The 23,119-nt window shown below is 62.5% G+C and carries 21 protein-coding genes; 14 read left to right on the top strand and 7 right to left on the bottom strand.

Annotated elements, in window-relative coordinates; genetic code table 11:
* Positions 1–171: 171 nt before the first annotated feature.
* The 6 genes from AC5Y42_RS04520 to AC5Y42_RS04495 all read left to right on the top strand — a co-directional run bounded on the left by AC5Y42_RS04520 (position 172) and on the right by AC5Y42_RS04495 (position 7,568).
* Entirely contained in the window at positions 172–1,602 is a 1,431-nt protein-coding gene (locus tag AC5Y42_RS04520) for a lipopolysaccharide biosynthesis protein (RefSeq protein WP_499896133.1), read from the top strand.
* Positions 1,599–3,626, top strand: a complete 2,028-nt coding sequence (locus AC5Y42_RS04515) for a putative glycosyltransferase family protein (RefSeq protein WP_499896132.1) — start codon at positions 1,599–1,601, stop codon at positions 3,624–3,626. Before AC5Y42_RS04520 ends, AC5Y42_RS04515 begins: the two co-directional genes overlap by 4 nt.
* Positions 3,623–4,237 (top strand): hypothetical protein, encoded by a 615-nt coding sequence (locus tag AC5Y42_RS04510; RefSeq protein WP_499896131.1) that lies wholly within the window; start codon positions 3,623–3,625, stop codon positions 4,235–4,237. Before AC5Y42_RS04515 ends, AC5Y42_RS04510 begins: the two co-directional genes overlap by 4 nt.
* 5 nt (positions 4,238–4,242) lie before the next feature.
* Positions 4,243–5,526, top strand: coding sequence for a glycosyltransferase family 4 protein (locus AC5Y42_RS04505; RefSeq protein WP_499896129.1), 1,284 nt, complete (start codon positions 4,243–4,245; stop codon positions 5,524–5,526).
* 151 nt (positions 5,527–5,677) lie between these two features.
* The gene (locus AC5Y42_RS04500) at positions 5,678–6,634 is read left to right on the top strand and encodes a glycosyltransferase family 2 protein (protein ID WP_499896127.1); all 957 of its coding nucleotides are present in this window, start codon (positions 5,678–5,680) and stop codon (positions 6,632–6,634) included.
* An 82-nt stretch (positions 6,635–6,716) separates the two neighbouring features.
* A complete protein-coding gene (locus AC5Y42_RS04495; protein WP_499896125.1) occupies positions 6,717–7,568 on the top strand; it encodes a class I SAM-dependent methyltransferase in 852 nt (283 codons plus the stop codon).
* A 51-nt stretch (positions 7,569–7,619) separates the two neighbouring features.
* Here AC5Y42_RS04495 and AC5Y42_RS04490 read toward each other — a convergent pair whose 3' ends face one another.
* The 7 genes from AC5Y42_RS04490 to AC5Y42_RS04460 all read right to left on the bottom strand — a co-directional run bounded on the left by AC5Y42_RS04490 (position 7,620) and on the right by AC5Y42_RS04460 (position 15,368).
* Positions 7,620–8,879: a glycosyltransferase family 4 protein gene (locus AC5Y42_RS04490; RefSeq protein WP_499896124.1), complete on the bottom strand. Its 1,260-nt coding sequence runs from the start codon at positions 8,877–8,879 to the stop codon at positions 7,620–7,622.
* Between the two features lie 19 nt (positions 8,880–8,898).
* Positions 8,899–9,933 carry an SGNH hydrolase domain-containing protein gene (locus tag AC5Y42_RS04485; protein ID WP_499896123.1) on the bottom strand — a complete coding sequence of 345 codons (1,035 nt, stop codon included), beginning with the start codon at positions 9,931–9,933 and terminating at the stop codon, positions 8,899–8,901.
* Positions 9,930–10,946: an SGNH hydrolase domain-containing protein gene (locus AC5Y42_RS04480; RefSeq protein WP_499896121.1), complete on the bottom strand. Its 1,017-nt coding sequence runs from the start codon at positions 10,944–10,946 to the stop codon at positions 9,930–9,932. The genes AC5Y42_RS04485 and AC5Y42_RS04480 overlap by 4 nt, the downstream gene beginning before the upstream one ends.
* On the bottom strand, positions 10,943–12,238 hold the full coding sequence (locus AC5Y42_RS04475) for an acyltransferase family protein (protein ID WP_499896119.1): 1,296 nt from the start codon (positions 12,236–12,238) through the stop codon (positions 10,943–10,945). The genes AC5Y42_RS04480 and AC5Y42_RS04475 overlap by 4 nt, the downstream gene beginning before the upstream one ends.
* Before the next feature lie 223 nt (positions 12,239–12,461).
* Positions 12,462–13,142 (bottom strand): DUF1361 domain-containing protein, encoded by a 681-nt coding sequence (locus tag AC5Y42_RS04470; RefSeq protein ID WP_499896117.1) that lies wholly within the window; start codon positions 13,140–13,142, stop codon positions 12,462–12,464.
* Between the two features lie 54 nt (positions 13,143–13,196).
* On the bottom strand, positions 13,197–14,219 hold the full coding sequence (locus AC5Y42_RS04465) for a glycoside hydrolase family 5 protein (RefSeq protein WP_499896115.1): 1,023 nt from the start codon (positions 14,217–14,219) through the stop codon (positions 13,197–13,199).
* A gap of 126 nt (positions 14,220–14,345) precedes the next feature.
* Positions 14,346–15,368, bottom strand: a complete 1,023-nt coding sequence (locus AC5Y42_RS04460) for an SGNH hydrolase domain-containing protein (RefSeq protein WP_499896114.1) — start codon at positions 15,366–15,368, stop codon at positions 14,346–14,348.
* 408 nt (positions 15,369–15,776) lie between these two features.
* Between AC5Y42_RS04460 and AC5Y42_RS04455 the strand changes: the two genes are divergently transcribed.
* The 8 genes from AC5Y42_RS04455 to AC5Y42_RS04420 all read left to right on the top strand — a co-directional run bounded on the left by AC5Y42_RS04455 (position 15,777) and on the right by AC5Y42_RS04420 (position 23,113).
* Positions 15,777–17,369 (top strand): GMC family oxidoreductase, encoded by a 1,593-nt coding sequence (locus AC5Y42_RS04455; protein ID WP_499896113.1) that lies wholly within the window; start codon positions 15,777–15,779, stop codon positions 17,367–17,369.
* The gene (locus AC5Y42_RS04450) at positions 17,369–18,229 is read left to right on the top strand and encodes an NAD-dependent epimerase/dehydratase family protein (protein ID WP_499896112.1); all 861 of its coding nucleotides are present in this window, start codon (positions 17,369–17,371) and stop codon (positions 18,227–18,229) included. Before AC5Y42_RS04455 ends, AC5Y42_RS04450 begins: the two co-directional genes overlap by 1 nt.
* 154 nt (positions 18,230–18,383) lie before the next feature.
* A complete protein-coding gene (locus tag AC5Y42_RS04445; RefSeq protein WP_499896110.1) occupies positions 18,384–19,388 on the top strand; it encodes an NAD-dependent epimerase/dehydratase family protein in 1,005 nt (334 codons plus the stop codon).
* Between the two features lie 3 nt (positions 19,389–19,391).
* Positions 19,392–20,378: a dTDP-4-dehydrorhamnose reductase gene (rfbD, locus tag AC5Y42_RS04440; protein ID WP_499896108.1), complete on the top strand. Its 987-nt coding sequence runs from the start codon at positions 19,392–19,394 to the stop codon at positions 20,376–20,378.
* On the top strand, positions 20,375–20,971 hold the full coding sequence (rfbC, locus tag AC5Y42_RS04435) for a dTDP-4-dehydrorhamnose 3,5-epimerase (RefSeq protein ID WP_499896106.1): 597 nt from the start codon (positions 20,375–20,377) through the stop codon (positions 20,969–20,971). The genes rfbD and rfbC overlap by 4 nt, the downstream gene beginning before the upstream one ends.
* A gap of 211 nt (positions 20,972–21,182) precedes the next feature.
* A complete protein-coding gene (locus AC5Y42_RS04430; protein ID WP_499896104.1) occupies positions 21,183–21,482 on the top strand; it encodes a PE family protein in 300 nt (99 codons plus the stop codon).
* An 18-nt stretch (positions 21,483–21,500) separates the two neighbouring features.
* Positions 21,501–22,709, top strand: coding sequence for a PPE family protein (locus AC5Y42_RS04425; protein WP_499896102.1), 1,209 nt, complete (start codon positions 21,501–21,503; stop codon positions 22,707–22,709).
* Between the two features lie 107 nt (positions 22,710–22,816).
* Positions 22,817–23,113, top strand: coding sequence for a WXG100 family type VII secretion target (locus tag AC5Y42_RS04420; RefSeq protein ID WP_499896100.1), 297 nt, complete (start codon positions 22,817–22,819; stop codon positions 23,111–23,113).
* The last annotated feature ends 6 nt before the right edge of the window (positions 23,114–23,119 follow it).

Genomic DNA, 23,119 nt, shown 5'->3' with positions numbered 1-23,119 from the left:
GATGCTGTCCGCATGCTGCCGACTAGAGGTTGGTTATTGGCCCAGAATATCATCTAATAGTATATATTCTGGCGTACAGATGCATCATCGGTATGCACACACAACCTTGGCACTCAAGCGTCGGCGTTACAACCCCGGGTTGGGCTGCTTCCGTGAGGAGGAGCACAGTTCATGAGTTTGGCTTTTCGCTCTGCTGACCCGCCGCGAGACTTGCCGATTACCGACATCGAACTCACGCGCAGGTCGAAGTGGCCCGAGTTGGCCGGGCGCCAGCGCTTGAGAACACGCATTGATCGGCTGCGCGGGTTCATCGAGCGTGCCCGCAGCGACTCGCTCATCCGAAACGGCGTGTTCATCACGGCGACGCAAGTGGTGTCCTCGGCGTTTGGCTACGTGTTCTGGCTGCTGGCAGCGCGTCTGTACAGCCCGGCGATAGTTGGACTGACGGCTGCAGCCACCTCGGCCGCCACCGTGGTGCTGATGTTGTCCTGCATGGGCGTCGGCGGCATGTTCATCCAGTCGCTTCCCCGACAGCCGAAGGACACCGAGTGGTCGGCCACGTTCTGGGCGGGGATGGCCACAGTGACACTCGTTGCCGTGGCCCTGTGTGGGACTGGCGTTGCAGTGCTTCCGCTCATCTCGCCCCAACTGATGGCGCTGCACGGTGTGGGCTATGCGGTTGTGTTCGCCATCGGCACGGTCGCCCTGACAGTGGGCACCGCGCTCGACGCCGTCTATGTCGCCGAACGCAGAGCGAGCGACGCCTTCAGGCGCAACTTCGCTGTCGGCGCCGTCAAGGTCCTCATGCTCGGGCTACTGGCACTCGCCGTTAGACCGGATGCCGTACGTCTGCTCGGGGCATGGGGAGTTGCGGCCGTGTGCGGCCTCGGCCTCGGTGCGACGTTGCTCGTCCGCCATATCGGTGTCGCGCGACCGCCGGGATTTTCCGTGCTGATGAGGACCGTTCGGGGGTTTGGCTCCCGCGTCACCGGTCACCAACTGATCGGGATAGGTGCGGGGCTATTGCCGTATCTGCTCCCCTTACTCGTGACCGTGCGACTCTCCGCGCGCGACAACGCCTACTTCTACACGACATGGATGCTGGTGGGACTCTTCCTCGTCATCGCACCAGCGTTCTCCAGTTCGTTATTCGCGGAGGGGATACACCGGCCCGAGGAAGTCGGCGCGCTGGCTCGGTCGGCATTCAAGATCATGGGCGCCATCCTGGTACCCGGCTTGTTGACCATCCTTGTTTTTGGGGGGACGTTGTTGTCCGCCTTCGGTCACACCTACAGCGACCACGCGGCCGGGCTGTTGAGGCTGGCAGTATTTGCCTCGATTCCTGACGCGGTGGTGCAGGTGTATGTCGGGGTTCTCCGCGCCGAAGCACGGCTTGTCGCCGCCGCATCGCTGCTGCTCGGCATCGGCATCGGCACCGTGGTGATTTCGTGGATTCTGCTGCCCCTGATCGGTATCAGTGCGGTGGGTTGGGCATTCCTGGCAATGCAGCTGTGCGGATGCGGATACGTCGTCCTCGATTGGCGTAGGCAGCTAACGCGCGCTCGGGTGCGAGACTGCGGTAACCACAAGGAAATCCGGTGAATGGCCGGCGCGAACTCCTTGCAGGCACCAACGGGCATGGCGCGCAGGAAGAAACGGCTGGCAGTGTCGCGACATTACTGAGAGCCGAAGGAGTCGTGACAGCTCAGGCGAAGACCTCTGCTGCAACCGAGCAGCTTTCGACGCCGTCGACTGCGCAGGAGCCGCCGTCTGCTCGATTCTCCTATGGCTGGGTAACCGCGATCGTGATTTGCAGCGCGGCCGGGGTTGGCGTTCTAGCGGTGGCCGACGACGCCAGTCGACGCCAAGATGCCTCCGTCCCAACGTATCTGTTTTTTTGGCTCGGAGTGCTGCTGATCTTCGTTCCCATCGCTTTTCGTGTTCTGGCACGCGATGTGAGTACGCGGGAGCGGCTGACTCTCATCATCTTTCTCGGACTCGCTTTGTATTTGGTGAAGGTAGTGAGCTCGCCCGACACCTTCACTTTCGTCGACGAGTACGTCCATGTGCGCAATACCAACGCGATTATCAGCATGCGTCACCTGTTCACGTGGAACCCACTGCTGGCCACAGCCTCTTACTACCCGGGACTTGGCGCACTGACCGCCGGTGTCGTGGAGCTCACGGGCTTGACCACGTTCGTCGCCGGCCTACTGGTCGTAGGTATTACACGTGTGCTGCTGTGCGCCTACTTCTACCTCATTTTCGAGAGCATCACGCATTCGGGTCGGGCAGCAGCGCTCGCCGGCCTCATCTACGTAGCCAACCCGATGTTTCTGTTCTGGAGCTCGACCTTCACCTACGAGAACCTCGCGTTTCCGGTTGGAGCCTTTGTGATCTGGTGGATCGGCCGGACACGCAACCGCGGTGGCCTTACATCCATGGTGGTGGCTATGGCCGGCATCATCGCCGTGACCATCACCCACCATATTGTGGGGTTCGCCCTGGCAGGCCTGCTCGCAGCCTGGTGGTTCGCCGAGCACGTCGGCTGCCATGCTCCGAAAGCGGCGCGGCGGCAGGTCGGAATCCTGGCGATAGTGGCTTGGTGCGCGGTGCTCGTGTGGTTCTTCGCCGTGGCGCGGCCGGCCCCGACGTACCTGATAATGAACAATCTCGTTCCGGCCCTGCAGGACACATTCAATGTGATCACTGGGCACACCGCTCCGCGCAAGCTGTACCACACATCCATGGCGCCACCGGCTTGGGAACCTCTCGCCGGTTTCGCCGCCATTTTTGTGCTCCTGGCGGTGCTGCCTTCCGGCCTCCTTCAGGCGCGGCGATCTTGTCGGCGGGCACCCGCGGCCGTTGCCACGGCGCTGGGGATAGCCTTCCCGCTCACCCTGGCACCGCGTTTGGCGTCGAATGGTGTCGCAATCTCAGGTCGGTCCTCGGAATTCGTTTACACCGGCCTGGGCTGTGTTATCGGCCTGCTGTTCGCTGCTGAAGCATCGAAATGGTATCGGCGGCGCGTCAAGCTGAGGGGCAAACGTGTTGACCATCGCCACAGTTGGCGGGACTCATTCATTCCCACCTGCATTGCCGCGTTGCTTGTGACCGTAGTGTTCGTGGGCAACGTGACCGTGGGCACTCGGGTTCAAGAACGGTACCCGGAGGGAGCCCACCCGCAGCACTATGAGAGGACAGTGCAGCCAGACGTCGTCGCCGCTTCGACATGGGCCCTGCACAATCTCGGACCGAACCACATGTTCGGTGCCAACTTCATTGACGCGTTGGCGATCGGCACCTATGGCGATCAAGACCTCGCCGACCAGCGGTGGCTCTGGTCCGTATTCTTTGCCGAATCGTTCAACAGCGACGCCGTAAAAGACATCAAAAAGCTTCGGCTGCAGTACATCCTGGTCAATTGGCGGATGATACGCGCGGCGCCTGAGATACCTGATTTTTTTATCCACCCGTTTGAGCCCGAGGCCCGTCATTACGAGCATGCGTTCCCGGCGGCGGCACTTGAGAAGTTTTCATCCGACCCCTGCGTCGAATTGATCTACGATGCCGGACCCATCCAGATATATGACGTGTCCAAGATCGAAAGAGGTACCTGTCCATGAGTCTTGCCGTGCCCCACCCACGCGAAAAGGGCATCGCGAGAGGCCCTCGCCGCTTTTGGTTATTCACGTTGTATGTCGCTGGCTGTGCCAGCGTGGCGACGGCGACGGGCTACGCGGGGTATTCGGCCGTCGCGCCCGTGCGCGTCCCGCATGCAGGTCAGATCGTGCTGGGTTTGCTGATGGTGTTCGTGGTGCCGGGTTTGTCTGTCGTGCTAGCTGCGCTTCCCGAACCTCAGTCGCCGGTCGAAGGGCTGCTTGCCAGCGTGGGCATCAGCGTCTCCGTGGCAACGTGCACCGCGGTGCTTCTCGCGGCCACACCAATCGGATTTTCCCGGCAACCTCTTGGAGAATTGTTGGGGGGCATCGCGGTTGTGCTGTCGCTTGGTGGACTTTACCGATCACGGTTGGCCGCCATAGTCGGGAAACTTCGCGCTCGGGCGAACCGGGAGTTCCGCGCTTGGATGAAGAAGCATTCGATTGACAACCAACGTGGGACGCAGAGGCAAAACCAGTCGGCGAAGCGCCAGCACGCCATGAAGACTGATGATCGCCGATCCGTAGTCGTTCTGAAATTCTCGTTTGACAACAAGCCCCACGAGCCAAGGGGTTGACCATCATGGTGCTGGTTTGGCCTCGAGTCCGCTCCGATGGGACCGCTGCCCCCACTGAGGTAGAGGGCATTCCCCGGGTACTGGTCATCGGTGCCGGTACCCGCTTACTCAGCGCGATGAGCTACTACACCATCCAGCTGACCAACGCCCTTGCACAGCGCTTTACTGTTGCCATCATCCCGATGCGACAGCTCATTCCCACCTTTCTGTATCCGGGCCGGTCACGGGTCGGGGAAGTTTCCACCCGTCTGGAACTTGACCGAAATGTCTTGGTGCTGGGGGAGATCGACTGGTTTTGGGGTTCTCATTTGGCTCGTGCCGTGTGGCGCCTGCGCGCGTGGCGGCCCGACATCGTCGTCTTCCAGTGGTGGACCGGCTCAGTGCTGCACACTTATCTCTTCCTGGCGCTGGTCGCTCGGCTATCCGGAACCCGCGTGATCGTCGAGTTCCATGAGGTGCTCGACACCGCGGAGCAACGGATACCGCTCGCCAGAGCGTGGGTGCGGGTGCTGGGGCGGCCGTTCTTTGGTCTGGCGGATGCGTTTGTGATTCATTCGGAAGTTGACCGGCAGCCGATCAGCGAGCGCTACGGCATCGGAAACCGTCCGTGTGTCGTCATCCCGCACGGGCCGATCGATCACTTCGCTCCGGACGACGACTCTCCGTCGCGTGCGCTTCGTGATCCGCCAAGGGACGTCATCAATCTGCTGTTCTTCGGCATCATCCGTCCCTACAAGGGTCTGGAGGACCTCGTCGACGCGTTCGACATGCTCGATGACGATGAGGTGCGTCACTACTGGTTGACGGTGGTCGGCGAGACGTGGGAAGGCTGGGATCTGCCGATCCGGCTCATCGAGGGCAGCCGGCATCGCTCTCGGATCACGCTGGTGAACCGCTTCGTCGATGACGACGAGGTGACCGCATACTTCGCCGGGGCCGACGCTGCCGTTCTGCCTTATCACCGCTCGTCGGCAAGTTCTCCCGCCAGCGTTGCCATGGCCAATGGGTTGCCGCTGGTTTTGACGGCGGTCGGCGGACTACCAGAAGCCGTCGCCGACTATGAGGGCGCCATCCTGGTGCCTCCGCGTGATCCAGGAGCGTTGCGAGACGCCATTCGCAATCTGCCGCAGTTCTGTGGGCGCCGCTACCACGATCAGCACAGCTGGGAACACACCGCGGGCGCCTACGACGAATTGATCAACCGCCTCGGGATGCCCGCGCGCCGATTACCGGGAAAAACGCCCCCGCTCGAGTCGCCCTCGGACATCAGTGTCCCGGATGCTGTATGACTGAATCCTTGTGAGATGGATCTCAATCGGACGAAAGGTATGTAATATGCGGAAGCAAGTGTATCGTCGGTATTAGCAGTATCGGCGCGCGAGCAGGTCTTCAGCGACTACTCAAAACACGAATCCAACATCCGGGACAGCAGGAGGTCCAGTGAAGACCGCTAGCGTAACGGTGAGCTGGGGACTGCCAGACGAGACTGTCAAGGCCCTGCACAGCTTGGCATCCATGACTGTGCCACCCGATCTGATCATTTGCGTCGACAATGGATCCTCTCTTGAGGACTTGTCCCAATTGCGCGCGAACATGCCGAAAGAAACCGTGCTCATCGAAGTGGGCGAAAACCTTGGCTTCGATGCAGGGTGCAATGTGGGGCTGGAGTATGCCCTCGCCCAGAATGTGGACTGGATCCTGTTGCTGAACAATGACGCTACGGTCGACCGGGACTGCTTGAGCCGGTGTCTGGCCGAGGCGCTGGCCACACCGGACGTCGCAATCGTCGGGCCGGCTGTCACTTTCGCCGATCGACCAGATTTGCTGTGGTTCGGGGGCGGCAAGGTAAACGATTGGCTCGCCTACCCGCGTCACCGTGGCCTGCGCCAGCCCGCGGCTTCCCCGCCGCCGAGCTCTGAGGTTGGATACATTTCCGGCTGCTGCGCACTGTTGTCGTCAGAGGCATTGCGGTCGGTCGGGCTTTTTCGCGGGGACTTTTTCCTGGTCTACGGCGATGCCGAATGGTGCCAGCGAGCCAGAGCGGCCGGATGGAGCTGCCGCTACCTCGGTGAGGTGCTGTGCACACACGCCGTCAGTGCTACTGCGGGACAACGAGGAAGCTTAGGCCTGACGGAAAACTCGGCTTACTACGAGGGTCGCAACCCTCTGCGGTTCGCGCTCGAAACGCCACAGACCCTGCGCCGACTCACACGGATGGCCGGGATATTGGTCGTGTATGGGGGATTCAACGGCTGGCGGGTCATCAAGTCCCGCCAACGCGCCGTTGCGGCGGCGTACATCCAGGGACTCGCCGACGCGTTCCGTGGACGGATGGGCAAACGACCGGCTGCGCGCCCGCGCGCCGTCTCTCTAACGCTGGCTGCGAGCTCGCGGTGATAGCGGCGCCGCACCGCACACGTCGAACCACGCTCTGTTCACCAAGACCAACGTCACATCTGTACCGAGGAGGAACGACACCATGACCGGTCTGATTGAGGACTTCCCAAAAGGGGACGTCGCGCCAATCCCGTCGATATATGCGCAACCTCGATCTGTCACGGATCCCGAATCGTGCATTTTCTACCACACGATCGACATCCCCGGTTACGGCACTATGAAAGGGGAATGGGATCTACGACGAGGGGTGGACCGCTATCTCGGCAAGGTCGACTTAGCGGGGAAGCGTGTGCTGGAGATGGGTACCGCAAACGGGTTTTTTTGCTTCGAGATGGAGCGGCGCGGCGCGGATGTCGTCGCTGTCGATCTATCTGAGGAGCAGTCGTGGGACCTTGTTCCGTTCGCCGAATTCGATGCGGAAGAGGACGATTCGGTCCGCAAATCGCATGTGCGGCGAATCAACGACGCCTACTGGCTGGGGCATGCTGCATTCGGCTCTCGAGCAAAAGTCGTATATACATCCGCTTACGAGATTCCTGAGGAGATCGGAGCGGTGGACGTCGCGACCTTCGGCTCGATCCTTCTGCACCTTCGCGACCCGTTCCATGCGCTGTGGAATGCATGCCGGCTCACCCGGGAAACGGTCATCGTCACCGACCTCTTGTTCGCCAGAGATGTGTTTCCTCTCAACGTGCTGGATTCGTTTCAGCGGCCGGCGATGCGCTTTTGTCCGAATCCCAGGACAGGGAGACCTTACGAAACGTGGTGGAGGTTGAGCCCCAAACTCATTCAGCGCTTCCTTGGCGTGCTGGGGTTCGAATCGACAACCGTGACCTACCATTTCCAACCGTCCACCCGGCATCGAATGACTTTGCCGGTACCGAACTTCACCGTCGTCGGACACCGAACGGCAGGACACGCGCTCGAGCAGTAATGATCAGCTGTGCCCGGATGGCAGACCCGGCACAGCCAAGGCCCCGCAGTTTTACTGGTGTGCTCGGGTTTCCATACCCTGGCTTCGTGTTTCGAGCACGTCGTTGAAGACCTGCTCCCATGCTGCGACGACCACGTCCGGCGAGTACGCCTGCGCCCTCTCGCGACCTGCTGCGCCCAATCGGGCGCGCAAGGGCGCGTCGGCGATGATGCGCTCGAGCGCATTCCGCAACGCGGCAACGTCACCCGGATGCACGTGAATCCCGGTAACGCCGTCTTGTACCAGTTCGGCCAGCCCGCCGACCGCCGACGCCACTACTGGCTTTCCCGCCGCCATCGCCTCCGCGGCGACGAGGCCGAAGGGCTCCGGCCAGACGGATGGCACCACCGCCGCAAGGCAATGACCCCAGGCGCGCAATACCTCCTCGCGAGGGAGAACATCGTCGGCAACGATGACGCCGGAGGGAAACGAGGTTGGGGTGTCGAATCGCCGTATCCCGGCCAAGACCAACGGCGGCCTATTTTGAAGACCCGACCATGCCTCCAGCAGGACGTCGATGCCCTTGTGCGGTCCAAGCGCACCGGCGAACATGAGGTAGTCCCCTACCGGCGGTACGAAGGCCGGACGCGGTCCCCGTGCTGCGTGAAATGCCTCGTCCGGCACGAAAGGTGGGATTACATCTATCCTTTGGCCGCTGCGGGCCACCAGTGGCGCCGAGGCGTCAGCAACGAATTGGCTGTTCGCGACGTAGCGATCGACACGCCCACGCCAAGGCTTCATCGCCGCCAGTCCGGTGGTGAGGGCGACAGCCCGTGGCGGGCCGTATTGTTCGCTCGAGCACGAGACGCACTTCGTGTACCCGGGGCCGGTGCACACGTCACCACGGTGAAAGTACGTGGCCTTGGGGCAGATGAAGCCATAATCGTGCACCCACACAACCAGCCGGGTCTTCGGTGACGGCAGTAGTGGCAGCAGCGAGTAAAGCAGCCAGGAGTGCACATGGACAATGTCCGGTTGCCGCTCCTCGATCAGCTTGGAAATCGCGCGGGCCAGACCAGGGTCGGGAAGCGTTGGGTGGAAGGGCTTTTCAGGGTCAGCATAAAGCGAATTGAGGATGCGCCCCCACCCGGCAACCCGGTGTACCCGCACATCGCCGTCGTACTCCGTGCGTGGTCCCTTCGGCCCGGCCAAACTCAGAACGTCGACGTCGTGGCCCCGGCGCGCCAGCTCACGCGAGAGCAACTGGACGGCGAGGTCGCGTCCTCCGACTAGCGGAGGCGGGTAGCAGTCCGTCGCTTCGAAAATCTTCATCCGATGTCCCATCGCCAAACTAGGTCAGTGCCGGTTTGAGTGCATCATCGACGGCACCGGTCAGATACTTCGTGTACGAGTCGGTGAAGTGGTATTGGTCCTGGTACACCCGGATGTCGGCGATGACAGGTTCGCAACGCTCGGCGCACACCCACTGCAGGGTGGGGATGTAGAGCGCTCCGGTTGCCGATGCGGCAGTCCGTTCGGCATCGAGATTTCCTGACGGCACGCCCGCTGCTTTCGGCACGCTGCACTTCTGGACTGCCATGACGTGGCCCGCCAGGCAGCGCGGGTCGTTTTTTTCCCAGTGGGGTATGTCGCCGAACATCGCCAACTGTGTTCCGGGTTGGGTCAGTTCGCGAAAGGTCGACTCCAAGCCTTGTTGCCACTGAGCGGCGGTCGGTTGGCTGCCGTCGGCGAGCATGTGGGTGCTGAAGCTGGTCACGATGACGAGGTCTGGATGCAGACGTCGTATCGCGGTGATCGCGCTTTGACGGAATTGGTAGCAGGCGTCGTCGGGCGCATGTGTTTCATACGAGCGGAAATGCAGGTCGAGCGGCGAACAGTTGGCCATGTGGAAGGTCCGCAGTTGATAGCCGTTCTTAGCCGCTATGCCTTCGAGCGCCGCCCCCCACATCCCGGCACGGGAATCCCCGAACGTAACCATGAGCTTGGTGCCGTGCTCCGCACCCGCGGCACATTGGCCGAATTCTGATCCTCTGGTGGCGTCGAGAATGTCGGTAAGAAGCCCGATCTCATCAGCGTCGACCTCGTGGCAGGCGAAGTGTTCGGTGGCCATCGACCAGTCCACTTTGGTCAGGAAGCCCACCGTATCGGGCAGCTCGTTCATGCTTTGGGCCGCCTTGACGGCTCCGAGAACCTGCGCCGTCGTGGCGAATGTCCGCACCGGGTTCGCCGACGCGCCCGGTGGGGCAGCCGGCGCGTGCGACGTCGAGCAGGCGCTCAGAACGACGGCGGCGAACGCGGCTATCGCTGTGATGAATACCTTTGGCACACCACGGTTTCGGGCCATCGCCAGCTCGAATACCCTCATTTGATGCGCCCGTCGCCAACCTGGGCAAGTGCCGGTTGCAATGCTCCGCCAACCGTATCGGTCAGATAGGCCGTATATGACTTGCTGAAGTGGTATCGCTCGTTGTACACCCGCATATCGGCGATGACGGGTTCACAACGATCCGCACACACCCATGCCATGGTCGGGATGTACAGCCCGCCAAATGCCGATACGGCCGCTTGCTCGGCTTCGAGATTTGTCGGCGTGGCTTCTGCGGTCGGCACGCTGCACTTCTGTACTGCCGTGACGTGGGCCGCCAGGCAGTGGGGATCGTTTTTCTCCCACTCCGGAATGGCGCCGAGCATCGCCAACCTTGTTCCGGGTCGTGCCAGTTCTCGGAAAGTCGAGGACAGGCCTTTCTGCCACTGAGCGGCGGTTGGTTGGCTGCCGTTGGCGAGCATCTGGGTGCTGAAGCTGGTCACGATGGCCAGATCTGGATGCAGATCTCGGATTGCGGCGATCGCGCTCCGATGGAATTGGTAACACTCGTCGTTCGGCGCATGGGTCTGATACGACATGAAACGGAGATCGGGAGCCGGACAGCTATTCATGTAAAACGTTCGGAGCTTATAGCCGTTCTTTGCGGCCACACCTTCGAGTGCCGCCCCCCACATCCCGGCACGGGAATCTCCGAGGATGACCATGAGCTTGGTGCCCTTCTCAGCACCCGCTGCACACTGCCCGAATTCGTGCCCCCACTCTGACTTGGAGAAGTCAACGAAACTGGGCGGAAGCGCGATCGCGTGACAGTCGAAGCGTCCGCTGGCCTTGGCCAAGTCCGCTTTCGTCAGCGAAGCGGCCACCGAATTGGGCAGCACGTCGATGGTTTGAGCCGCCTTGACGGCTTCGAGCACTTGCGCCGTCGTGGCAGATGTCCGGCCGGGGCCAGTCGGCCCGCCCAGTGGGGCAGCCGGCGCACAGCCGCTCAGAACCACAGCGGCGGCCGCTGCGATGGCGGCCGAACAGCGCAATGCGCCACGGGGTGAGATCATGATGGAAATCCGCTCGTCACCAACGGATTCCAGGTTCCGAAGTGTGAAGCAATCTGCCACTGTGCTACGCCGATTGTCAACAAAGTCAGGACGACCCCGATCGCGAGAGTCAGTCCCGTTCGAGACTTCAAGAAGCGGGAGTTGCGCACGGGGTTCTCAACCAGCCGAAATGTGATCGCCGATGCCGCGACCGCAGCCAGAAGCAAACCTGAGTTCTGCCACGTGCTGAGATGATGCCCGGCGTACTGGGCACCGATCATGAGAAGCGGCCAGTGCCACAGATACAGCGAATAGGATCGCGCCCCTAACCATTGCATCGGCCGAACCGATAGAACGCGGCCGATGACAGTCTGCGGATTGCCGCATCCGGCCCAGATCAGCAGCGCGCTACCCACAACTGGGAACGCCACTCTCCAACCGGGATATGGCATGGACGGCGTTAGGGTCAGCGCGCCGACCACGATCCCGGCCAGTCCTGATAGCGCGGCCACCTGGCAAACCCACGTAGGCACTCGTGAAACCGCGGACCCGCCCACTGCGACCAAAGCTCCCAGCGCAAGCTCCCAAGCCCGGGTCAAGGGCGAAAAGTATGCCCACGTTGCGTTCGACGATGTCTCAACAACCGACCACGCAACCGAGGCGCCGATGATTACCAGCAACAAGGTTGCCAGCACACCGGATATGTTGCGGCGCCTCAAACGGCGAACAATGACGACCAGCAACAGGAAGAGACTTGGCCATACCAGGTAGAACTGCTCCTCGACACCGAGCGACCACATGTGCTGCAGAGGTGACGGTGGTAGTTGCGATCCGAGGTAGTCGGTCCCTACCCGGGCGAAGTGGATGTTCGCCGCGAACACAGCTGTCCATTTGGCATCGTTGGCCAGTTCGTTGCCGGAGATGAAGCCGAGCAGTTGATAGGCCGCGACGATCGTGACGAGCACCATGAGAGTCGACGCCGGCAATATGCGACGCACCCGCCGGGCGTAGAAGCGCCCGATGGAAATTCGGCCGTCTTTGATCTGCTCGTGAAGGAGGATGCCCGTGATCAAGAACCCGGAGATGACGAAAAAGACATCCACACCGACGAAACCGCCGTTAAAGGGCTTGCCGTAGCCGTGAAACAAAAGCACGAGCCCTACTGCAATGGCGCGCATGCCCTCGATGTCCCCACGAAACCGATCGCCGCCGTCGCCGTGTTCCGCCAGCGGCGAGGCGATGACATTCCGGGCTCGCGGTCGACTGCCGACGGCATCCTGCGATGCGATAGTCGCGCCGCCGTTCGCCGTCATCGTGTCCGTCATCACGCCGTTGCCGCCCCACGCAAACGGGGGTACCGACGATGCACTTGACCCCGGAGCACCCATACAGTTTGGCATAGAACACCTGAGACTGTAAAACTTTTAGTTTTGTAAATAGCAGAGAAAAAATCTGCCTAACTGAGGCGCATCCTGTTACCAAACCGTGGACCACAGACCCGACACATGTCACTTCACCGGACGCCGTCGGGTGGACTTATTTCGCCGACGCGGACTCATCCGCCGGCACCAATGCGCGCACTGATCCAGGGGAGGGCCAAAGGGACCACAGCGTCAGGTATGCCAGCCCGAAGATGGCCCCAACCGCGAGTGCCACACCGGTCGGCTGGACGTAGGCAAGCGGCGAACGCACCCAGTCGAGCGTCGTCGCCGCCACCGCGCGCGGCTGCGTCACCAAGTCCCAGGAGTTCCACCGCTGGAACCGCCCGATCACCACACCAACCGCGCACAAGCCGACCGAGACGACGGCCGCGATCCATCCGGTTACCGCCCCGAACTCGCGCTCGATCCGCCGACATACCAGGAGCATCGACACCACCCCGAGGATGACGCCGGTCCAGGCTGCCGCCCCGTATTGCATGACGTGCCGCCACAATTCGACGTCGGTTCCTAAGTGCACCAGGTCGGTCAGCAGATAAGGGGCATTGGGCAGGAACACGAGCCACCCCAACCCCAGCGGAATCAACCAGATCCGCCGGCGCACCGTGGCGAAACCAACCGCAAAGAACATCGGGATACATGCCAACACGAGATTCCATACGAAGAACCGGGTCGGGTAGGTCAGGGGTGGGGCCGGATCGGTGACACCCAGCACCAGCGTAAGCCCAGTGGTGGCCATCAGCGATCCGATCAGGATCACACGCCGTGAATTGGTCATTGGTGCACTTCGCTGGTTGTGTTCACGCGACCTACGTGGCCACCGAGGAAGTCACTACCGCACCGGGAACTCGGAGAACGGTTGACCAATGTCTGGACGCAGCTGCCGCTGTTGGTCGAACAACCCCCACTGCATGTCCGTCGTTGGGCCAATGTCGTAGGCGGACCAAGCGAGCGCGCCCATACAGCGGGGATCGTTGTCAGTCATGACCCGCATCGCGTTGTAATAGGCGGCTCGATACTCCGGTGAGAACGTGTTGTTGACACCGAACTCTCCAATGATCAGCCGTTTGTCGACACTGCTGGACTGACCGTACGCCTGAAGAGAGTCTGTGGCTTTCGGCAGGTAGTAGACATGGAAGTCGAGAAAATCACCCAGGTCGTCGGTGAAGTAAGGCTGCGTCCACCCGCTGCTGTTCGCGACGCTGCGGGAATAGGTGATCGGCAGCCCGACGGACCGGACGATGCTACCCAGACCGGTCAACAGCTCAGCGACGGGTTCTGGCTGGTTGTACGTCCAGCCCACCAGCTCCAGCGGCTGAGACGCTTCATTGACAATGTCAACACCGATGACGTTGGGATAGCTCTTGAGCAGTTGGGCGAGCTGGGTGTACGTCTGGGCGGACTGCGTCCAGGTGTAGTTGCCCCAATGCCCCAAATCACCGCCGCACGGGTAGACAAAGAGCCCGAGCGATTGGGCGTGGTCGAGGAACTGCTGCCATCGGGCAAGGTACTGACTGAGGGTGATGCTTTCGAGCGCCATAACCAGCGTGTTGCCGATGATGCGGACCGCGTTGGCGATTTTGGCGATGTCGTCCAATTGCGGAGCGATGAGGCCGTCCCAGTTCCAGACACCCCATAGGGAAGCCCAGATGTCGTTGCCGTCAGCAGCTGTCGTCTGGGTGAAGTTGTTGGCGAAGTTGACTCCACGAAATTTCACACCGGGAGGGGGGATATTGGAATCGCTCAAAGTTTGGGCATTCAGGACGGCGCTCCCGACGAATCCCGAAAGTGCGCCGACCGCGGCAATGCGGCTTGCGCCATGCAGAAATGTCCTGCGCGAGATGTTGCGGTTCATATTGCGGTCCCGGCGAGAGTCGGGCAGCCAAGTCTGCGACCAGCGCGCAGATCGGGCACCACGCGCACAGCAACCGGCGAGGGGGTATGCGAGACCGATTGCGCGCGAAGGTCCATCGTCGCCGACTTAGGTGAGTGCCGGTTTGAGTGCATCGTCGACGGCGCCGGTCAGATACTTCGTGTACGAGTCGGTGAAGTGGTATTGGTCTTGGTACACCCGGATGTCGGCGATGACGGGTTCGCAACGATCGGCGCACACCCACTGCAGGGTGGGGATGTAGAGCGCTCCGGTTGCCGATGCGGCAATCCGTTCGGCATCGAGATTTCCTGACGGCACGCCCTCAGCTGTCGGCACGCTGCACCTCTGGACTGCCGCAGCGTGGCCCGCCAGGCAGTGCGCGTCGTTTTTTTCCCAGTCGGGTATATCGCCGAACATCGCCAACTGTGTTCCGGGTTGGGCCAGTTCGCGAAAGGTCGGCTCCAAGCCTTGTTGCCACTGAGTGGCGGTCGGTTGGCTGCCGTCGGCGAGCATGTGGGTGCTGAAGCTGGCCAGGACGACGAGGTCTGGATGCAGATGTCGTATCGCGGTGATCGCGCTTCGGCGGAATTGGTAGCAGGCGTCGTCGGGCGCGTGTTTTTCATACGAGAAGAAATGCAGGTCGAGAGGTGGACAGTTGGCCATGTGGAAGGTCCGCAGTTGATAGCCGTTCTTTGCCGCTATGCCTTCGAGCGCCGCCCCCCACATGCCGGCACGGGAATCCCCGAACGTAATCATGAGCTTGGTGCCGTGCTCCGCGCCCGCGGCACATTGGCCGAATTCTGATACGGAGGGGTCGAGAATGTTGGCGGGAAGGCCAACCTCATCAGCGTCGACCTCGTGGCAGGCGAAGTGCCCGGTGGGCATGGGCCAGTCCGCCTTGGTCAGGAAGTAGCGCACCGATTCGGGCAGGATGTCGATGGTTTGGGCTGCCCTGACGGCTTCCAGCACCTGCGCCGTCGTGGCAAACGTCCCGCCCAGGTTCGCCGGGGCGCCCTGCGGGGCAGCCGGTGCGCTCGACGTCGCGCAGGCGCTCAGAACGACGGCAGCGACCGCGATCATTCCCGCCGATGAGCGCAACGCGGGCGTGCACGCCTTAGCGATTCTTGTCATGAATACCCCTGGCGCACAATAGTTTCGCATCATCGCCAGGCCTTCCTTCTGCGTCAATCTCAAGGAGCAGACCAATGGCCGGCGGTTGAGAAGTACATCGGCGGCATGCGCTCGACGGGGGGATGGCTCGCGTATCGCATGGCCGAGTCGAGATCGGGCATAAGTGCTTCCAGTGGGTCCGTCGGCGGCGGGGATGCCGTCTGGGTGAATGGATGGATGACTGATAGTCTTCTATTTCATACGTGACATGCAAGTAGCCAGGTTAGCATCTGAGAACAAACCGCGTACATCTAAAAAGACCTCAGCGGATACATGAGGAGTGCAATGCGGGCCAACAAGTACCCTGCGGCTTATGGGACATCCGTGACAGTCCGCACGACGCCCCGAGCAACGTAGTTTCGGCGTCCCATGGACATCGTGATCGTCGGATCTGGTCCCTCGGCGGCGGCTGCTGCCTTGGCGCTGGAACAGGTCCGTGAGGCAACCATCACCGTTTTGGATCTGGGCACCCAGCTTGAGGGCGGGCGACAGGCTGCCCGGGCGGCCTTGGCAAGCACATCGCCGGAACGGTGGAGTCCGGAGGATCTGCAGTTAGTCTCGTCACCTCCGAAAGCCACGTCGGCGGGCCGACTGCCCATCAAGCAGATCTACGGATCGAATTTTGTCTTCGAGAACTCGGGGCAACTTGACGACATCGACACGGACGGCGAAGCCAACCCGCTGGTGGTGTCTGGAGCATACGGAGGCTTCTCGAACACGTGGGGGGCACAGCTGATGCCGTACTCATCGGGGACGTTTAGGACGTGGCCCATCTCACGGCTGAATATGGAACCGCACTACCGCGAAATCCTCAGGCAGATCCCGTATTCGGGCGAGTCCGACGACCTCGAGGAAACCTTTCCGCTGATGGGTAGTCCCGATCATCTGCCGCAAGTTACTCACCGCACGTCGTCTGTGCTGCAGAGGTATGAGCGGCAGCGGATCGCGGTGCGGCGACACGGGGTGACAGTTGGGCACGCCCGTCTCGCGCTGAAGGGGTCGGCGTGTCGACGCGTCGGCCTGTGCATGACCGGCTGTCCGTACCAGCTGATCTACTCCGCGTCGCAGACTTTCGACCAACTGAGAGCCAGAAAAAGGGTGGACTATCGGTCCGGAACGCGGGTTGACCGCATCGACGAGGATGCGGCGGGCCGCGTGACGGTTCACGCCACCGAAGTCGATACCGGACAGCGCCGGGTTTTCGGTGCGGATCGGGTCTTTATGGGCGCCGGAGCTATCGGCACGACGAGGATCGTCGCAGGTTCTCTGGGACTCACGGATCGCTCGGTGATGTTGGCCGAGTCCGTACAGTTCATGATGCCGTTCCTATCGCTGAGACCGGTTCCCGAGCTCACCCAGGATGGCGAGTTCACTCTCAATCAGTTCAATCTGTTCGTCGCCTTCGACAGCGACGGCAAGGAAGCCGCACTCGTCCACTGTTACCCGTACAACGACATTATGTTGGCGGCGCTCCCGGGATTCTTGACCTCTGGCCGGCTCAGCGCAGTGACGAGAACGGGTCTTCGGCGCCTGACGGTCGGCCTCGGTTACTTGCCCTCGTGGGCCTCGCCTCCTGTTGAGCTTCGCATCGGGCGAGCGAACGCTGACGGTTCTCTGCCACCAATCCGCGTGACTTCAGGCGCGAATGAGGCGACGAAGCCCATGCTGGATCGGGTGACCCGGCGCCTGCGGCGTTGCGGTCGAACGCTCGATCTTCACCCGATACCAGGTCAAACGAAGCTCTCGGGGCCCGCAAAGAGCTACCACTACGGGGGGTCGTTTCCCATGCACGCCAAGCCTGTCGGCGAGTTCTCCAGCGACCTCCTGGGTCGGGTGGGGCCGTGGCGCAACGTCCATCTCGTCGACGCCTCGGTGTTTCCGACGGTTGCAGCGACCACGTTCACGTTGACGATCATGGCGAATGCGCACCGAATCGCCACCGAAGCCGCAAGGGCATCGTGATGACCTCTTCGCGGGTGGCGATCACGGGTGCGACCGGTTATCTGGGATCGGTTCTGTCGGATCGGTTTTCGAGTCGCGGCGACGAAGTGGTCGCGTTCACGCGTCGGCGCCCGGAACGCGCGGTCAGCGAATGGCGCCACTTCGAGCTCGATCGACCCATCGACGGGGCGCTTTTCCGCGACGTCGACGCGCTGATCCACGCTGCTTGGGTTCTGAGCGGAAAAGATACGAGCCAACTTTGGCACGAGAACGTGATCGGCTCCCGCAGGCTGATCGAAGCCGCCGTGACTGCCGGCGTCCAGAAGGTGGTGTTCGTTTCTTCGATGTCCGCCTATTTCGGCACACGACAAACTTACGGCTTGATGAAGCTCGCCGTGGAACGCACTGCCCTGGACTTGGGTTGCGTGGTGGTCCGTCCAGGTCTCGTTTACGGAGAATCGCCCGGTGGCATGGCGGGCACGCTACGGAAAATCTCGCGTCTCCCGCTTTGGCCGCGCTTCAAAGCGGCGAAACTGTTCCTCGCGCACGAGGACGATGTCGCGCAAACAATCATGAGGGTCATCGACCGCTACGACGAGCTGTCGGGCGAGATCATGGGACTCGCCAATCCGCAGTCGCTCGACCTGTCTTCGATCTTCACGGGCCTGTCACCGGAGCACAAGCGCCGGCTTAGCCTGCCAGTTCCCGCAGGCCTCGTTATGGCCATCCTCCGGCTGCTCGAGGGCGCAGGTGTCCCGTTTCCATTTCGTTCCGACTCGCTGCTCGGGCTGGTCGAGTCCGCCGATTCACTGCCTGGCCGGGAGCGTCTGGCACAGCAAGGCGTCGAGTTCCGGAGTCTGGCTGGCTCAGTCCGCGGCTAGGGACCAATACTATAAGTTTGAAATCTGGCTCACATCATGCAAAAAGTATGTACACTGCCCTAGAACTGAATTATCCGTTTGCCGCGCGAGCCTATGGCTGCGGTCGTCGTCACCGCGACGGCGGTCCCGCGTTGTTGAAGGAGCCGATAGAGCCATGAGAATCTTGATCGCCGGCGGTGCCGGCTACGTCGGAACAGTGCTGGCACCCCGTTTGGCCGCCCGCGGGTACGCTGTCACGGCCGCTGACCTGGGCTGGTTCGGCAACCATCTGCCTGCGGAGATACCGCTCGTCCGAAAGGACGTCATGTCCCTCACCGAGGCGGATCTGGCCGGGACCGACGTGGTCATCTTCCTGGCAGGCCTCTCGAACGACCCGATGGCGGAGTTCAACCCGGCTCTCAATTACGTTCACAACGCGGCGGCACCAGCCAACCTGGCCTACCTCGCCAAGCGCGCCGGGGCACGCCGCTTCATCCTCGCGTCGTCCTGCTCGGTCTACGGCTTCACCGAGGACGAGCTCTGGGATGAGGACTCGCCGACCAGCACCGCACACCCCTACGGCATCAGCAAGCTGCAGGCCGAGGCGGGCGTCCGCCACCTTGAGGACCGCTCGTTCAGTGTCATCATCTTGCGCAAGGGCACCGTCTGCGGCTACAGCCCACGGATGAGGCTGGACTTAGTCATCAACACAATGTTCAAGACGGCCTTGCAGGACGGTCGCATCGTCGTGAGCAACCCAGCTATCTGGCGGCCCATCCTGGCCATCCAGGATGCGGTGGCCGCATATGTCCGTGCCGTCGAGGCGGCTCCCTCCGTAAGCGGGACATTCAACGTGGCGTCGGAGAACACAACGCTGGGCGCCCTCGCCGACCAGGTAGGCGAATCGCTCACGCGGAACCTCGATCTCGAGCCAGAGCTCGAGATCCTCGAGAAGGCCGACGTGCGGAACTACAAAGTGTCGGTAGACCGGGCACGGGTGCATCTCGGCTTCAAGCCCAGCTACGACATCGACAAGATTGTCGGCGACCTCATCCAGAACCGAAATGCGTTCGCCGACCTGGATAACCCGGCTTACTACAACATCGCGACATTCCGCGCCCTCACAGCCGACGGGATGGGAGTGAGCGGTCTCAAGGCCCGGGCTCCGAAGGCGGCATAGGCCATGGCCGCTGCGCGCGTGCTCGTTCTGGGGGCGACCGGCCAGCTGGGCGCCGACGTCGTCGATGCCTTCAGATCGGCGGGGCGGGATGTGGTGGGGCTGGGCCACTCCGACGTGGACGTCACGGATAGACCGGCCGTTCTGGCCGCGGTGTCCGCGGCGCGCCCATCACTTGTCGTCAATACGGCCGCCTTCCACCATCTCGACCGCTGCGAGGAGGATCAACCCTCTGCGTACGCCGTCAATGCGATGGGCGCGCGCAACGTGGCGGCAGCCGCTGCGCACATGAGGGCAGCCCTCATCCACATCAGCACGGACTATGTGTTCGACGGTGCGAAGGGGTCGCCTTATGACGAGCGCGACCTGCCTGGACCCCTCAATGTCTATGGCGCTTCCAAGCTGGCCGGGGAGCACCTCGTCCAGGCCATCTGTCCTCGAGCCTTCGTGGTCCGCACGTCCGGTCTCTACGGCCCGCGACCCTGCCGCGCCAAGGGCGGGCTGAACTTCCCGCGTCTGATGCTGCAGCTGGCCCGGGAACAGCGCCAGCTCACTGTGGTGACCGACGAAGTCGTGGGGCCGACGTACACCCCGGATCTGGCCCGCCAGCTGGTGGCGCTGAGTGCTACGAACGGCTATGGGATCGTCCACGCGACGGGTGTGGGCGAGGTGTCCTGGCACGCCTTCGCCACCGAGACGCTGCGTCTGGCCGGCCTCTCCGAAGTGCCGATCCATAAGGCGACTGCGACGACAATGGAGCGCAAAGTCCGGCGTCCCGCGTACTCCATCCTGGCGCACCGCCGCTTGCAGGAGCTTGACATCATGATCATGCGGCCCTGGCAGGAGGCGCTCGCCGAGTACGTTGCCTCGCTCACCGAGGCGGAACCTGGGAAGGCCACGGACCCCTACCGGTCTGGGGTGCCCCGAGATGCAGAACGAGTCGGTGCGGTCCGGCACCTCACCCAGGAACCAGCGGCAGTAGGGCCACCATGAAGGTGACGGTCAGCCAAACCTCACTGCCCGACGTCCTCGTCGTGGAACACGAGGTTTTCGAAGACGAGCGGGGCTTCTTCATGGAGGCGTATCGCGCCGACCAGTTCGCCGCACACGCCGGACTCGGCCTGCCTAGCACGTTCGTTCAGCTCAATCACAGCCGCAGTGTGCGAAACGTGGTGCGCGGCCTGCACTTCCAGTGGGATCCGCCAATGGGCAAGCTCATGCGTGTGGTGCGCGGCGAAGCGTTCCTTGTGGCCGTGGACATCCGCCCGGACTCGGCCACGCTGGGCCGGTACGAAAGCATCATCGCCAGCGAACGAAACCATTTGCAACTATGGGCACCCGCCTCCTTCGCGCGGGGGTTCTGTGCGCTGTCGGATGTCGCCGAAGTCGAGTACCTGACGACAGGGACCCACAACCCGGCGGCCGAGTCCGGTGTGCGCTGGGACGATCCGCGGATCGGCATCGACTGGCCGGTCCGGGACCCCATCCTTTCTCGCAAAGATGCCGAGGCCCAGTCACTCGCTGAGTGGTTGGGACGACCGGAGGCGCAGGCCTTCCGCGTCAGCGGAGCCTCCATCAGCAGCTGACCGTGTTGGTGGCCAACAGCACCAGCGCATCCTCCCCTGCCGAAGTACTATAAGTTTGTTGAAGCCCTTCACATCATTCATAAAGTATGTATACTTTGCCTAACACTGAATCATCCGTTTGTACTGTGCCAGGCGTCATCGCTTTGGCCGGACATTCACCGCAGCGGCTGCGGTGGCTTGTAGGTCGGTCCGCGTCCATGAGGAGGAGCCCATGTCGTTCGTGACCACACAGCCGGAAGCGCTAATCGCGGCGGCCGGCGCCTTGCAAGGGATCGGCTCATCGATGAGCGCCCAGAACGCGGCTGCGGCGGCCCCGACCACGGTGGTGGTTCCCGCGGCCGCCGATCAAGTGTCGGCCTCGACCGCGGTGCAGTTCGCTATGCACGCCCAGATGTATCAGGCGGTCAGCGCCCAAGCGGCTGCGATCCACGAGATGTTCGTGAACGCGTTGGGGACGAGCGCCGGGTCGTATGCGGCCACCGAGGTCGCCAACGCGATCGCGGCTGGCTGATTTTTCGGCGGTTCATCGATGCTCGATTTCGCGGCGTTGCCACCGGAGATCAACTCGGGCCTGATGTATGCCGGTCCGGGAGCGGGCCCGATGCTGGCCGTCGCAGCGGCCTGGGATGTTCTCGGCGCCGAGTTGGACTCGACCGCGTCGTCCTACCACTCGGTGATTGTGGACCTCACGAGCGTGTGGCTGGGCCCGTCATCAATGATGATGGCGGCCGCGGCCGCGCCCTACGTGGCCTGGATAACTGCGACCGCCGGGCAAGCGCTGACGACCGGCGCGCAGGCCAAGGTGGCGGTGGCCGCTTATGAGGCGGCGTTCGCGATGACGGTGCCCCCGCCGGTGATCGCCGCTAACCGAGCCCTTCTGCTGCTGCTGATAGCAACCAACTTCTTTGGTCAAAACACGCCGGCGATTATGGCCACCGAGGCCCACTACATGGAGATGTGGGCCCAGGACGCCGCGGCGATGTATGGGTATCAGGCTGCAGCGCAGGCGGCGTCAACCTTTGCACCATTCACGCCCCCGGTGGTGAACACCAACGTGGGGGGAGTGAGCGCACAAGCCGCGGCGGTCGACCAATCCAGTGCTGCCTCTGCCGGCACAGGAGTTCAGACCGTGTCATCGCTGACCGCTGCCGCGCCTAATGCGGTGTCGGGACCCGCCGTCTCGACGATATCGTCGTCGTCGACGTCGCCGCTGTCGTCCTGGAGCACCCTGAGCTCATCGTCCACGGCGCTCACCTCGGGCGCCAGCCTGGCGTCGGGTGCCGGCTCGTCTGTGTCGATGTCTTCTTCGGGCATGTCGGCGACCGGCCTGGCAAGCTCGCTCATGCGATCCGTGGGGCCGACCGTCGGCGCCTTGGGCAACCAGGCGTTGGGATCGGCGTTCGGCAACGGTCTCGGCCTGGGGACGGGCGCCTTCGGCGCACCGAGCATGGGCAGCGCGGCCGTGACCGCGGGTGCAGGCCGGGCGGCTTCAGTCGGAATGCTTTCGGTGCCACAGGGCTGGGCGTCAGCCGCTCCGGCATTCAACCAGGTTGGTTCGGCGTTGCCGGGGGCCGGCGCCAGCGCAACGACGGCGGTCCTGCCGGGAGGGCCCGGAGGCATGACCGGCGGGATGCCGATGCTGGCCAACGCGGCGCGCGGTATGAGCGGCCCGCCAGCGGCCACAGCGAAGCTCGGTTTCCAACCCGCCGTGGTGCAACGCCCGGTATATGCCGGATAAGGGAAGGGGATCATCTGAATTTTCTGTCGGCGGTTACGCGAGCGCATAACCCAACCGGCTGTCACTGTCCATCACAACAGACGATTTCGAGTTAAGGAGGCAGTCAGATGCCTACGCGTTTTATGACCGATCCCGACCAGATGCGGGCGATGGCGGGCCGTTTCGACGTGCACGCTCAGACAGTTGAAGATGAGGCCCGCCGGATGTGGGCGTCGTCGCAGAACATTGCCGGCGCCGGTTGGAGCGGCACGGCGCAAATCACGTCGCACGACACAATGGGGCAGATGAATACCGCGTTTCGCAACATCGTGAACATGCTGCATGGCGTGCGCGACGGGCTGATCCGTGATGCCAACAACTACGAGCAGCAAGAACAGGCCTCGCAACAGATCTTGAGCAGTTAGCCACTT

The sequence above is a fragment of the Mycobacterium sp. NGS48 genome, from assembly GCF_059812585.1.
The sequence above is the reverse complement of the archived record's forward strand: the minus strand, read 5'-3'. Positions and strand labels throughout refer to the sequence as shown.

Bases quoted from the DNA above. Each gene is read 5' to 3' on its own strand.
- AC5Y42_RS04520 (WP_499896133.1), top strand. From the start codon at position 172: ATGAGTTTGGCTTTTCGCTCTGCTGACCCGCCGCGAGACTTGCCGATT.
- AC5Y42_RS04510 (WP_499896131.1), top strand. From the start codon at position 3,623: ATGAGTCTTGCCGTGCCCCACCCACGCGAAAAGGGCATCGCGAGAGGC.
- AC5Y42_RS04505 (WP_499896129.1), top strand. From the start codon at position 4,243: ATGGTGCTGGTTTGGCCTCGAGTCCGCTCCGATGGGACCGCTGCCCCC.
- AC5Y42_RS04495 (WP_499896125.1), top strand. From the start codon at position 6,717: ATGACCGGTCTGATTGAGGACTTCCCAAAAGGGGACGTCGCGCCAATC.
- AC5Y42_RS04490 (WP_499896124.1), bottom strand. From the start codon at position 8,879: ATGAAGATTTTCGAAGCGACGGACTGCTACCCGCCTCCGCTAGTCGGA.
- AC5Y42_RS04485 (WP_499896123.1), bottom strand. From the start codon at position 9,933: ATGAGGGTATTCGAGCTGGCGATGGCCCGAAACCGTGGTGTGCCAAAG.
- AC5Y42_RS04480 (WP_499896121.1), bottom strand. From the start codon at position 10,946: ATGATCTCACCCCGTGGCGCATTGCGCTGTTCGGCCGCCATCGCAGCG.
- AC5Y42_RS04475 (WP_499896119.1), bottom strand. From the start codon at position 12,238: ATGACGGCGAACGGCGGCGCGACTATCGCATCGCAGGATGCCGTCGGC.
- AC5Y42_RS04470 (WP_499896117.1), bottom strand. From the start codon at position 13,142: ATGACCAATTCACGGCGTGTGATCCTGATCGGATCGCTGATGGCCACC.
- AC5Y42_RS04465 (WP_499896115.1), bottom strand. From the start codon at position 14,219: ATGAACCGCAACATCTCGCGCAGGACATTTCTGCATGGCGCAAGCCGC.
- AC5Y42_RS04460 (WP_499896114.1), bottom strand. From the start codon at position 15,368: ATGACAAGAATCGCTAAGGCGTGCACGCCCGCGTTGCGCTCATCGGCG.
- AC5Y42_RS04455 (WP_499896113.1), top strand. From the start codon at position 15,777: ATGGACATCGTGATCGTCGGATCTGGTCCCTCGGCGGCGGCTGCTGCC.
- AC5Y42_RS04450 (WP_499896112.1), top strand. From the start codon at position 17,369: ATGACCTCTTCGCGGGTGGCGATCACGGGTGCGACCGGTTATCTGGGA.
- AC5Y42_RS04445 (WP_499896110.1), top strand. From the start codon at position 18,384: ATGAGAATCTTGATCGCCGGCGGTGCCGGCTACGTCGGAACAGTGCTG.
- rfbD (WP_499896108.1), top strand. From the start codon at position 19,392: ATGGCCGCTGCGCGCGTGCTCGTTCTGGGGGCGACCGGCCAGCTGGGC.
- rfbC (WP_499896106.1), top strand. From the start codon at position 20,375: ATGAAGGTGACGGTCAGCCAAACCTCACTGCCCGACGTCCTCGTCGTG.
- AC5Y42_RS04430 (WP_499896104.1), top strand. From the start codon at position 21,183: ATGTCGTTCGTGACCACACAGCCGGAAGCGCTAATCGCGGCGGCCGGC.
- AC5Y42_RS04425 (WP_499896102.1), top strand. From the start codon at position 21,501: ATGCTCGATTTCGCGGCGTTGCCACCGGAGATCAACTCGGGCCTGATG.
- AC5Y42_RS04420 (WP_499896100.1), top strand. From the start codon at position 22,817: ATGCCTACGCGTTTTATGACCGATCCCGACCAGATGCGGGCGATGGCG.